Source organism: Nonlabens agnitus, assembly GCF_002994045.1.
GTDB classification, from domain to species: Bacteria; Bacteroidota; Bacteroidia; order Flavobacteriales; family Flavobacteriaceae; genus Nonlabens; species Nonlabens agnitus.
The window spans coordinates 2,203,808-2,216,160 of the sequence record NZ_MQUC01000003.1; the positions used below are offsets into that span (position 1 = coordinate 2,203,808).

Here is a 12,353-nt window from a genome sequence, read left to right on the forward strand (position 1 = left end):
GTTGATAAATACGCTTTCGCGAAAGCGAAATAACAATTACCTCAACGCTCCATTGTATCTTTGACACAAACCACAAACCGTGTCTGAACAAGTAAAACCAAATCAGGACGATGCCGCCGGAAAAAAGCAGCAAGTCACCGAAATGTTTGATACCATAAGCGGAGAGTACGACGGCCTGAACCGTCTGATTTCTCTAGGACTGGATCAAAAATGGCGTGACAACGTCGTGGATATGGTCGCCGCGCACCAGCCTGATACAATCATGGATATCGCAACAGGAACCGGTGATCTAGTGATCAAAATGGCTGAAAAAACTAAGGCTTCCAGACTCGTGGGTCTAGATATTTCCAGCGGTATGCTTGAAGTGGGAAAAATCAAGGTGAAACAGGAACAACTGGACGATCGCATTGAAATGGTGCTGGGTGATTCTGAGAACCTACAGTTTGAAGACCACACGTTTGACGCAATAACCGTATCCTATGGTGTTCGTAATTTTGAAGACCTTGAAAAAGGCCTTTCTGAAATATTGCGCGTTTTAAGACCCAACGGGATCTTAGTCATTCTTGAAACCAGCGTGCCTCAAAAATTTCCCTTTAGACAAGGATATTACGTGTACAGCAATTTAGTAGTACCAACGCTGGGCAAAATTTTCTCTAAGGATCGCAAGGCATACGGATATCTTTCAAAAAGTGCTTCAAAATTCCCTTATGGAGAGCGTTTCAACAATATTTTAAAGAAAGTTGGGTTTAAGGATGTGGAGAGCCATTTACAGTTTCACGGCGCCTCAACCATTTACAAAGCCATTAAATAATTACCGTTGAGAACTACCTTTTTAATTCTTGTTTGCCTCACAGGTTCATTTGCCACTGCACAACTTTTCACAAAGGAGCGCCTCAAAAACCGTGAGAATTTTGACAAGCAGATCTTGACCTTTGGTTTTTATATGGGTCTTAATACCTATGATTATAAGTTTGACTACAACGAAATTGTAGATGAAATCCAGACCGAGACAACCGTTGGATTTAATGTAGGTGTTTTAAGCGATTTAAGAATCAATGAATATCTCAATTTAAGATTTGAGCCTGGAGTTGCTTTTGTACAACGTAATCTTATGTTCACCGATCCTTCTTTTACCGCTCCAGAGCAGTCCATAAGAGAAGTGAGTTCTACCTACATTCAATTACCCTTATTGCTCAAAGTCTCCACAAAAAGATTGAACAACTGGAAGCCCTTTGTAATTGGCGGTGCGTCATACTCGCACAATCTTTCCAGTAATGAAGACAATCCTGATGACAACAGCGCTGGTCAGTTTAGGCAAACGACTGGAGTTTTCAATTATGAAATGGGATTAGGAGTGGATATTTACCTGCCTTACTTCAAGTTCACACCATCCATAAGAGGTGTATTTGCCATTAGTGACGAGCTGGTGAGAGATGAAAATCCAGACAGCCCATACACGGGTAGCGTGGATAGCATGCTCTCTAGAGGTGTGTTTTTAAACTTTACATTCCAGTAGATCGACGCCATTCTGCTAACAGTATTCCGGTTGCGGTAGCAACATTGAGACTTTCCGTTTTATCATTTTCAGGACTATATTGAGGTATTGAAATCGCAGAACCTAGATTCAAGAGTTCTTCAGAAATTCCATGAGACTCACTTCCCATTACAAGGATGGCATTATTAGGCAAGCTCATATCGTAGACACTAGTCTTACTCATGGTGGCAATCATTATAGGCAGGTCGCTTTTTTGAAGGTAATCTTCTAGATCTGTATAATGCACATGGACTCGAGCAATAGAGCCCATAGTAGCTTGAATGCATTTAGGATTGAACAAATCCACCGTTGCAGAACTACAAACCACATTCTTGACATTGAACCAATCTGCTAGCCGAATAATAGTTCCCAAATTACCTGGATCCTGAACATTATCAAGGGCGAGAATCAAGCCTTCATTGGGTAAAGCCTGCGGCTCAGGCATTTTTACCACGGCGAGATATCCTGGCGGTGTTTTCAAATTAGAAATGGACTTCATCTCTGCTGCGGTAATGGTTTTTGGGTGAAGGTCATCCAGCTTTTGTGCCTCATTGGTAACAAAGATTTCTTCTATACCAAGTCCAGCATTTTTGAGTTCTCTTATGGATTTATAGCCTTCTACAATAAATAGCCGCAGCTCATCCCGATGCTTTTTTCTTGCCAGGCTTTTGATCTGTTTAATTTTATTTTTGGTAATCATTATCATCGTATTTTTGAGCCGCTACCTATGGGAATAAAACGACTTCACGCAAAAATAGGCTTAATTGTTACGCTTATTATTTTTTCAGTATCGTGTAGCACGATCAGAAGAGTTCCCGATGGTCGTAAGCTTCTTTTAGAGAACAACATTATCGTGGACAGCCTTGCTCCTGAAGATGACCGTGTGGCAAATCTACCTATACAGCAGCCTAATCAAGGCATAGGGTTTTTCCCTTTGAGACTTCACATTTATAATCTCGCCAGACCGCACCGTGATTCCATATACCTTAAATGGATGCAAGAAAATCCTAAGCAATTGGAGAGAAGAATTGATTTGTTATCTGAAAAACAAACCATGCAACTGGGTGAAGGGCTGGTTGCTTTTAACCAGTGGTTGAAGCGTACAGGTCAAGCACCTGTGCTGGTGGATGAAAATACAAGTAAAAAATCGTCAGAGCGTCTCAGACAATGGTATTGGAATCAAGGTTGGTTCAACACAGAAGTTAACGAAGAAACCGTTGATGCCAAAAGAGAAAAACGAGCTCGTGTCAATTATTATGTACAACGTCACCAACCGTATATTGTTGACAGCATCAACAGCAAGATCTCCACTCCTGTCATTGACTCTTTATATGAAGCCAATAAGAACATTAGCTTACTGGAAAAAGGAAGGCAATATTACACAGGAGACATCAATGCAGAGCGTGATAGGCTTTACAAACTGTTCCGTAACAATGGCGCCATCCATATGGAAAAGGAATTTATCAAATTTGAAGGCGATACCGTAAACACAGATCACAAAGCCAATCTTACCTTGATCATCAGAGATCGCGAAATTGAAGATGCTGATTCCACAGTAAGAGTCCCTTTCCAACTACATAAAATAAGTCAGGTTCACATTCTTCCCGATTATCAAAGGGAACAAGACAGTATTATACCAGATACTGTTCATTACAAGGGTTATAAAATCATACGCAACAGCAAATTAAAATATAGCAATCGTGTGTTGACAGACGCTGTTTTCTTTGAGCCAGATTTTATTTATAGAGACCTAGATAGAGACCGCACGTACAAAAGAATAACGGAACTGAACAGCTTCCTATATCCCAGTATTACCTATGTAGAGGATCCAGCAGATTCTACTGGAAATAATCTGATCGCAAACATATTACTTACTTCAAAGAAAAAGTATAACCTCGTTTTTGGTACTGAGGCTTCACACAGTAATATCCAATCTTTTGGAGTTGGTCTTAATTCATCTTTTTTAGTTAGGAATGTTTTTAAAGGCAGTGAGTTATTGAGCATCACATTTAGGGGTAACATAGGGGCAAGTTCCAACAATGCTACCGGCGATTCTAGGTTTTTTGACCTTCAGGAATTAGGAGCAGATGCCAGCCTTATATTCCCTAGACTATTCTTCCCACTGGAAACTGATGGAGTTATTCCTAAATACATGTCTCCTGCCACCAATCTTTCCCTTGGTTTTGTTTCCCAAACCAATATTGGTCTGGACCGCCAAAGCGTGAACGGCGCTTTGAGCTATCGATGGCAGCAAACACCTATCAAGAGTACGAGGTTTGATTTGATCAACGCCCAGTATGTACGCAATCTAGATCCGCAGGATTTTTTCAACGTTTATCGCAGCAGTTACACCAGCCTTAATGATATCGCCATGGATCTCAACATTACAGATCCTACTTATGTAAATGATGAAAATGACCTCAGCGTTCCTGAAGGTACTAACCAATTCATCAACGATGCCCTGCAAGGAAACTTCAACACAAACGCATCACAGCTGGAAGACATTAGAAATATTAATGAGCGACGTGATCGATTGGTACAGAACAATTTGATTATAGCAAGTTCCTACAACTGGATAAGAAACAACAAGCAAGGAATTTACGACGAGGACTATTCAAGATTTAGCGTGCGTCTGGAAAGTGCAGGTAACCTGATTGCTGGAGTGTCGAGCCTACTCAACGCAGACCGCAATGAGAATGGGAATAGACGCGTTTTTGGTGTAGAGTTTTCGCAATATCTAAAGCCTGAAATTGAGTACATCAAGCACTGGGAATATGATAATAAAAACGTTTTAGCTATAAAAGCTTTGGGCGGTATCGCTGTGCCTTATGGCAATTCAGACAACATTCCCTTCATTAGGTCCTTTTTTGCTGGTGGTCCCAACGATAATCGCGCCTGGCAAGCGTATGAACTAGGTCCAGGAAGCACTGGTGGGCTCAACGATTTTAATGTTGCCAATATGAAGCTCGCCTTCAATGCAGAATATAGATTCCAGCTGTTGGGAGCATTTAAGGGCGCCATTTTTACTGATATTGGAAACATTTGGAACGTGGCAGACAGTGAGGAAGATCCGCGAGCTGTATTTAACGAGTTTCAAGATCTGGAGAATCTAGCGATAGGATCTGGATTTGGAGTGCGATATGACTTTGGGTTTTTCGTACTGCGATTTGATATAGGATTCAAAACATACAATCCAGCGCTATCTAAGGATCGCAGATGGTTTACAGAATATAATTTTGCCAACTCTGTTCTTAACGTGGGAATCAACTATCCTTTCTAGTTGCGAATATTCGCAGCTTTTATAATTTGCTTACTTTTGTTAGTCCAACAAATAAAACTATGAGCCACAACATCAAGCCAGGCGTTGCCACAGGCAATCAAGTTCAAGAAATATTCAATCATGCAAAAGCAAATGGCTATGCATTACCAGCGGTAAATGTGATAGGATCCAGCTCTGTAAACGCGGTTTTGGAAACTGCTGCACAACTTAAGTCACCTGTCATTATACAGTACTCCAACGGTGGTTCTGTATTTAACGCCGGTAAAGGCTTGAGCAACGAGAACCAGCGTGCGGCCATTTTGGGTGGTATTGCCGGTGCTAAGCATGTACACGAACTTGCAGAAGCTTACGGCGCAACGGTAATTCTACACACAGACCACTGTGCAAAGAATCTATTGCCATGGATTGATGGTTTGCTGGATGCTAGTGAGGCACGCTTTCGCGAAAGCGGAAAAAGTTTATACTCCTCGCACATGTTAGACCTAAGTGAAGAACCACTGGAAGAGAACATCGAGATTTGTAAAAGATATCTGGAGCGCATGTCAAAAATGGACATGACGCTTGAAATTGAGCTAGGGATTACTGGTGGTGAAGAGGATGGTGTTGATAACAGCGATGTTGACGAGTCAAAATTATATACCCAACCAGAAGAAGTCGCTTATGCTTATGAAGAGCTAAGCAAAGTGAGTGATAAGTTCACGGTGGCAGCAGCCTTTGGTAACGTTCATGGAGTTTACAAGCCAGGTAACGTAAAGCTTACTCCTAAAATCTTGAAGAACTCTCAAGAATACATCACCAAAAAATATGGTGTGGAGCACAATCACATTGACTTTGTATTTCACGGTGGTTCTGGTTCTACAGTAGAAGAAATACGTGAAGCAATAGGTTATGGTGTAGTCAAAATGAACATTGATACAGATCTTCAATGGGCATTTGCTGACGGCATCAAAAAATATATGGACAGCAACGACGACTTCCTAAAATCCCAAATAGGAAATTCAACAGGTCCAGATTCCCCTAACAAGAAATATTACGATCCACGCAAATGGTTGCGCGTAGGAGAAGAGTCTTTCAAAGAGCGCTTGAAAAAAGCCTTTGAAGATTTAAATAATGTAGGAACACTTTAAGAAGAAACAAAAGTAAAAATAGAGCATCGCAATCTTACACATTTGCGCTACTCTATATTTTACTTCTAATTCATTACAATTCATATGGCTTGGTTTAAAAGAGAGAAAAAGGGAATTACCACACCTACTGAGGCAAAGAAAGACACGCCTAAAGGTTTATGGTATAAGTCACCTACCGGTAAAATCGTAGATTCTGAACAGCTTAAAAACAACTTTTATGTGAGTCCAGAAGACGGGTATCATGTTAGAATAGGCAGTAAGGAATATTTTGAAATCCTTTTTGACAACAACCAGTTCAAAGAGCTCAACCCTAACATCACTTCAAAAGATCCATTGAAGTTTACCGATACTAAAAAGTATACGGACAGACTTGACGCTGCCCAGTCCAAGACAGGATTGAAAGATGCGGTACGTACTGCTGTAGGTAAATCAAACGGTCATGATCTTGTGGTGGCTTGTATGGACTTTGCTTTTATTGGTGGATCCATGGGAAGCGTGGTAGGAGAAAAAATAGCCCGTGCTGCAGACTATTCGCTTAAAAACAATATTCCATTTATGATCATCTCTAAATCTGGAGGTGCTCGTATGATGGAAGCAGCATTGTCTCTGATGCAACTGGCTAAAACCAGCGCAAAACTCGCCCAGCTTTCTGACGCTGGCATACCATACATTTCATTGTGTACTGATCCAACTACTGGTGGTACGACAGCATCTTTTGCGATGTTGGGTGACATAAACATAGGTGAACCTGGCGCATTGATTGCTTTTGCTGGACCACGTGTCGTTCGTGACACTACTGGTAAGGAATTGCCAGAAGGTTTTCAAACAGCAGAGTTTCTTTTGGAAAAAGGCTTCCTAGACTTTATCGTACCACGCCCACAGTTAAAGAAAAAAGTAAATCAATATCTAGACTTGATCTTGAACCGAGAGGTTAAGGTGGCTTAGAGAGGTTTTTAGTCGCAGCTTGCAGAAAGATGTGAAATCATTCTTATGAATTAAAAGTTACTACTGTCTTACAACGGTTGACTTATCTTAAGTTTGATTTTCTTTTTCGGTTTACTTTTATTTTTTAAACGTATCTTTGCAGCCGCTAAGAGAGTGAATCTCAAAGCATCGTCAGATCGACTGACATACATAATATTCATTATTCAAATAATTTTGGCATGTATTTAGCACCAGAAAAAAAAGCTGAAATCTTCTCAAAGTACGGGAAATCAGCAAACGATACCGGTAACACAGACGCGCAAATCGCATTGTTTACCTACCGTATCAACCACTTGACAGAACACCTTAAGAACAATCGCCACGACTACAACACAGAGCGTAGCCTTGTGAAACTCGTAGGAAAGCGTCGCTCTCTTCTTGATTACAAAATGAAGAAAGACATTGTTGCTTATCGTGAGTTGATTAAGGAACTAGGTATTAGAAAGTAATAAACTGGGGACTGCGTGTCCCCTTTTTTATTTTATATCGCAGCGGTTCATGCTGTTTACGCTTTCGCGAAAGCGTAATAAAAATAATTATCGCGACATAACAAAAGCTGGTTTCTCAGTAAGTAAACGCCTTCTCACCACACACAACTTGAGATTAACGTTTAACAAATCAAAATGAAACCACAAGTTTTTAAACAAGTGATTAAGATGGCCAATGGGCCAGACATCACTATTGAAACTGGAGCGCTTGCAAAACAAGCACATGGATCTGTTGTGATCACATGTGGTAAAGCAATGCTTCTAGGAACTGTAGTGTCCAGCTACAAATCTACTGGACTAGATTTCCTTCCACTTACCGTAGACTACCGTGAGAAATTTGCCGCAGCTGGTAAATATCCAGGTGGATTCTTTAAACGTGAGGCACGTCCCAATGATGGTGAGGTTCTTACCATGCGTCTTGTAGACCGTGTATTGCGCCCATTGTTCCCTAAAGATTACCATGCAGAGGTACAGGTAATGATCCAACTCATGTCTCATGACGATGAGGTAATGCCAGATGCTATGGCAGGACTTGCCGCTAGTGCTGCAATTCAGCTTTCTGACCTTCCTTTTGAATGCCCTATTTCTGAAGTACGTGTGGCACGTGTTGATGGCGAGTTCGTGATCAACCCAAGCTATGCACAACTAGAAGTAGCAGATCTTGAAATGATGATAGGTGCGAGCGCAGACAGCGTGATGATGGTAGAAGGTGAAATGGAAGAGATCTCTGAAGAAGATATGATCGCTGCCATTAAAGCCGCTCATGAAGCTATTAAAGACCAATGTGCTGCCCAAGTTGCCCTTGCTGAGCAAGTAGGCAAAAAAGAAGTACGTGAGTACGAAGGCGAGCGTGAGGATGCAGATATCGAGGCTAAAGTAGCAGAACTTGCCTACCAAAAAGTCTATGATGTTGCAAAACTGGGAAGTGCTAAGCACGAGCGTAGCGCGGCCTTCAGCGAGATCAAGGAAGAAATCAAGGCTCAATTCTCAGAAGAAGATCAAGAAGCTAACGGTGATTTGATCTCTAAGTATTTCAATAAGACCCACAAGAAAGCAGTACGTGATGTATTGTTGAATGAAGGTATACGTTTAGATGGTCGTAAGACGACAGACATACGTGATATCTGGTGTGAGGTAGATTACCTTCCATCTACTCACGGTAGTGCGATTTTCTCTCGCGGAGAAACACAAGCTCTAGCCACAGTAACACTGGGAACTTCAAGAGATGCCAATATCATTGATATGGCTTCACAAGAAGGTGAAGAGCGTTTCTACTTACACTACAATTTCCCACCATTCTCTACTGGAGAAGCTCGTCCACTACGTGGAACTTCCCGTCGTGAGATAGGTCACGGTAACTTGGCGCAACGTGCATTGAAAAGAATGCTTCCATCAGATCTACCTTATACGGTAAGAGTGGTGTCCGAAGTTTTGGAATCTAACGGTTCTTCTTCTATGGCAACGGTTTGTGCTGGTACCATGGCATTGATGGACGCTGGTCTACCTATGAAGAAACCAGTTTCTGGTATTGCCATGGGATTGATTACAGAAGGTGATAAGTATGCGGTATTGTCTGACATCCTTGGTGATGAAGATCACTTGGGTGACATGGACTTTAAAGTTACTGGTACTGCAGACGGTATCACGGCTTGTCAAATGGACATTAAGGTAAAAGGACTTTCCTATGAAATCCTAACCAATGCACTGATGCAGGCTAAAGAAGGCCGTATGCACATTCTAGGAAAGCTGACTGACACGATTGCCGCTCCTGCTGCAGATGTGAAGCCACACGCTCCTAAGATGGAATCTATGGAGATTGAAGGTAAGTACATTGGTGCTGTGATAGGACCTGGCGGAAAAGTAATTCAAGAATTACAGAAAGAAACCGATACGGTCATCAACATCAAGGAAGAGAATGAGATGGGTATTATCGAGATCGCTGGTACAGACCGTGCCAAGATCGAGGACGCTCTTGAGCGTATCCAGAACATCATCTTTGAACCAACAGTTGGCGAGACGTACCATGTAAAAGTGGTGAAGATGTTAGACTTTGGTGCAGTGGTAGAATTCAAGCCTGGCAAAGAAACGTTACTTCACGTGAGTGAGTTTGATTACAAGCGTATTGAAGATCCTTCTACGGTACTTAAAGTAGGCGATACTCTAGATGTTAAATACATGGGTGTAGATCCACGTACCAAGAAGCAAAAAGTTTCCCGTAAGGAAACATTACCTAAACCAGAAGGCTGGACAGAACGTCCACCACGCAAGCGTGACGACAGTCGCGGTGGCCGTGATGATCGCCGTAGTGGTGGCCGTCGCGATGACCGCAGATCTAACGATCGCCCACGTCGCAGCAATGATGACGATAAATCTGAGGATTAATCCATCCTTGTCATCCTGAACTTGTTTCAGGATCTGCTTGAATGGAGCACAAATGCAAAACCGCCGCTAGAGATTCTAGCGACGGTTTTTTTATTGGCGGTTTTTAGCCGTCTTGAAATGAACTCCATCCAAGGCGGGTTTGTAAAGTAATCGCTCTAATTTTGCCATAAATTTTGAAGATGATGATAGAATATAGAAGATTCATTTATGACTGGCTCACAGAAGATCTAGGTTGGGAAAAAAGCCTGGCAGAGTTGGGTAACATTCTCGTCTTGGGATTATTATTTACCATTGTTTTATTTGCCATCTACTGGGTCACTAGACGTGCCATCATTACAGCATTCAAAGCCTTTTCAAAACGCACCGAAACTCAGTTTGATGACCTCTTAGTCAAACACGGCGCACCTCGCCTGGCCTCTTTGGTGGTTCCTGTTGTTTTATTAAATAGAAGCATTCCTTACTTGTTTTTTGATTACCCAAGGTTGGAAAGTGGTTTTCAAACCTTATTGTGGGTCATTTTTGTGTTCTTGATCATTTTCATTTTCAGGAGCGTTTTACGTACTGTCAACGAGTTTTTGAAACTTACCGTACGATTTAGAGATAAACCTATAGACAGTTACATTCAAGTGATCATGTTAGTGCTTTGGGTACTGGCTTTTGCCTCTATACTTGCGATCGTGGCCAATATTGAGTTTATCAAGTTTTTCACTACGCTAGGAGCGGCATCGGCGATTTTACTGTTGATTTTTAAGGACACGATTCTGGGTTTTGTAGCCAGTATTCAAGTTTCTATAAATGATACGGTACGTATAGGTGACTGGATCACGATGGAAAAATATGGCGCTGATGGTGAGGTATTACAGATCAACCTCTCTACGGTCATGGTGCAAAACTTTGACAATACGATTACCAACTTACCAACTTATGCGCTCATCTCTGATGCCTATAAAAACTGGCGTGGCATGACCGATTCTGGTGGTAGGCGTATTAAAAGAGCCATCATTATCAAATCTAGGAGCATACGTTATCTAGAAAACAAGGATCTACAAGGATTGCAAAAAATAAGTCTGATTACCGATTATCTAAAATCAAAGCAAGAAGAAATAAACACCTTTAACGAGCAGAATGCAATAGACAAAAGCGTCTTGATCAACGGTCGCAACTTGACCAACATAGGCGTTTTTAGAAAGTACCTTCAGGAATATGTGGGCAGCCACTCTGCCATCAATAAGGAAATGATGATCATGATCCGGCAATTGCCGCCTACTTCACAAGGCATGCCGTTAGAGATCTATGCCTTTAGCAGTGATAAACGCTGGGCAAACTATGAATACATCATGGCCGATATTTTTGATCACGCCATGGCAGCCGTTCCCTATTTTGATCTCGAGATCTTTGAGTTTGATACTCATTTCACATCCTTGAATGCAGATTCATGATTGAGTAATGATGACTTTTTGTTCGCTTTCGCGCCTGCCTGCCGGACAGGTAGGAAAGCGAACTCTCATTCCAATCTTTTTAAAAGTGTAAATACCACCAGTAACCAACGAAACCTGTTACCATAAGTGTGGTCACTATCCTGACGAGCAAAAGCTTGCGATGTCCCAATTTGTAGACTTCCCTAATTCGTAATACGTCCACGACAATGAGCAAAATACCCAAAATGAGGTAAATCCATTTTTGAGTTTGGAACGGAAACGTATCCTTAAGCACAAAAAATATCAGGATGATGAGCAAAATTACCATGGAGGCAATGTTCAACTGGTTGATGCGGGATCTAGATGCTGGTCTGGAGCTCATGGAATAAATTTAATCCAAAAATTACGAGGACAGAATTCGGTTGAGGCCTTTTCAAAATTTTATCTTTGCAAAAAACATACTTCATCATGTCAAAACTTATTGCTCCATCTGTCCTTGCTGCCGACTTTGCCAACCTTCAACGCGATTGTGAAATGTTGAATCGCAGTGACGCAGACTGGTTCCATATCGATATCATGGATGGTGTTTTTGTACCCAACATCTCTTTTGGGATGCCAGTTTTGCGTGACATTGCAAAACACGCGACCAAAACCATCGACTGCCATCTCATGATCGTTGATCCAGATCGTTATGTAAAAACTTTTGCAGATCTAGGTTGCGATATTCTCACGGTACATTTTGAAGCTTGCACTCACTTGCACCGCACTCTCCAAAACATCAAAGCTAATGGCATGAAAGCTGGTGTAGCGTTGAATCCACATACGAGTGTTGATCATTTGAAAGATACTATCAAGGATATTGATCTAGTCTGTTTGATGAGCGTGAATCCTGGTTTTGGTGGACAAAGTTTTATTGAGAATACCTATGATAAGGTCAAGGAATTGAAAGAATTGATCAAAAGTAAAGGTGCCTCAACACTGATCGAAATCGATGGTGGCGTGACGGACAAGAATGCGAAACAATTGGTAGAAGCTGGCGCAGATGTACTAGTCGCAGGTTCTTACGTATTCAAATCGGCAGATCAAGAAAAGACCATTAAAGAATTGCGTGAACTAGCAAATTCTTAAAGCTCTGTAAGT

General features: G+C 41.6%; 11 protein-coding genes. 9 read left to right on the forward strand and 2 right to left on the reverse strand.

Going from position 1 to position 12,353, the window contains the following annotated elements; all coding sequences use genetic code 11:
* The first annotated feature begins 79 nt into the window (after positions 1 to 79).
* Both ubiE and porT read left to right on the forward strand, forming a co-directional pair.
* On the forward strand, positions 80 to 811 hold the full coding sequence (ubiE, locus tag BST86_RS10095) for a bifunctional demethylmenaquinone methyltransferase/2-methoxy-6-polyprenyl-1,4-benzoquinol methylase UbiE (protein WP_105983145.1): 732 nt from the start codon (positions 80 to 82) through the stop codon (positions 809 to 811).
* A gap of 6 nt (positions 812 to 817) precedes the next feature.
* Positions 818 to 1,516 (forward strand): type IX secretion/gliding motility protein PorT/SprT, encoded by a 699-nt coding sequence (porT, locus tag BST86_RS10100; RefSeq protein WP_105983146.1) that lies wholly within the window; start codon positions 818 to 820, stop codon positions 1,514 to 1,516.
* Here porT and BST86_RS10105 read toward each other — a convergent pair.
* Positions 1,503 to 2,234: a TrmH family RNA methyltransferase gene (locus BST86_RS10105; RefSeq protein ID WP_105983147.1), complete on the reverse strand. Its 732-nt coding sequence runs from the start codon at positions 2,232 to 2,234 to the stop codon at positions 1,503 to 1,505. The two genes, porT and BST86_RS10105, sit on opposite strands and share 14 nt — an antisense overlap.
* Before the next feature lie 27 nt (positions 2,235 to 2,261).
* Between BST86_RS10105 and tamL the strand changes: the two genes are divergently transcribed.
* The 6 genes from tamL to BST86_RS10135 all read left to right on the forward strand — a co-directional run bounded on the left by tamL (position 2,262) and on the right by BST86_RS10135 (position 11,234).
* The gene (tamL, locus tag BST86_RS10110) at positions 2,262 to 4,814 is read left to right on the forward strand and encodes a translocation and assembly module lipoprotein TamL (RefSeq protein ID WP_105984002.1); all 2,553 of its coding nucleotides are present in this window, start codon (positions 2,262 to 2,264) and stop codon (positions 4,812 to 4,814) included.
* A gap of 59 nt (positions 4,815 to 4,873) precedes the next feature.
* On the forward strand, positions 4,874 to 5,941 hold the full coding sequence (gene fbaA, locus BST86_RS10115) for a class II fructose-bisphosphate aldolase (protein WP_105983148.1): 1,068 nt from the start codon (positions 4,874 to 4,876) through the stop codon (positions 5,939 to 5,941).
* A gap of 84 nt (positions 5,942 to 6,025) precedes the next feature.
* On the forward strand, positions 6,026 to 6,886 hold the full coding sequence (gene accD / locus BST86_RS10120; RefSeq protein WP_105983149.1) for an acetyl-CoA carboxylase, carboxyltransferase subunit beta: 861 nt from the start codon (positions 6,026 to 6,028) through the stop codon (positions 6,884 to 6,886).
* 218 nt (positions 6,887 to 7,104) lie between these two features.
* Complete coding sequence (gene rpsO / locus BST86_RS10125; protein ID WP_055411110.1) at positions 7,105 to 7,374, forward strand: 30S ribosomal protein S15; 270 nt, start codon at positions 7,105 to 7,107, stop codon at positions 7,372 to 7,374.
* Positions 7,375 to 7,548: 174 nt separating this feature from the next.
* Positions 7,549 to 9,795 (forward strand): polyribonucleotide nucleotidyltransferase, encoded by a 2,247-nt coding sequence (locus BST86_RS10130; protein ID WP_105983150.1) that lies wholly within the window; start codon positions 7,549 to 7,551, stop codon positions 9,793 to 9,795.
* 179 nt (positions 9,796 to 9,974) lie between these two features.
* Positions 9,975 to 11,234 carry a mechanosensitive ion channel family protein gene (locus tag BST86_RS10135; protein WP_317046547.1) on the forward strand — a complete coding sequence of 420 codons (1,260 nt, stop codon included), beginning with the start codon at positions 9,975 to 9,977 and terminating at the stop codon, positions 11,232 to 11,234.
* Between the two features lie 79 nt (positions 11,235 to 11,313).
* On the opposite strand, the gene BST86_RS10140 is transcribed toward BST86_RS10135, so the two are convergent.
* Complete coding sequence (locus BST86_RS10140) at positions 11,314 to 11,595, reverse strand: hypothetical protein (protein WP_105983151.1); 282 nt, start codon at positions 11,593 to 11,595, stop codon at positions 11,314 to 11,316.
* 83 nt (positions 11,596 to 11,678) lie between these two features.
* On the opposite strand from BST86_RS10140, the gene rpe reads away from it, so the two are divergent.
* Positions 11,679 to 12,341 (forward strand): ribulose-phosphate 3-epimerase, encoded by a 663-nt coding sequence (gene rpe / locus BST86_RS10145; protein ID WP_105984004.1) that lies wholly within the window; start codon positions 11,679 to 11,681, stop codon positions 12,339 to 12,341.
* Positions 12,342 to 12,353 lie beyond the last annotated feature (12 nt).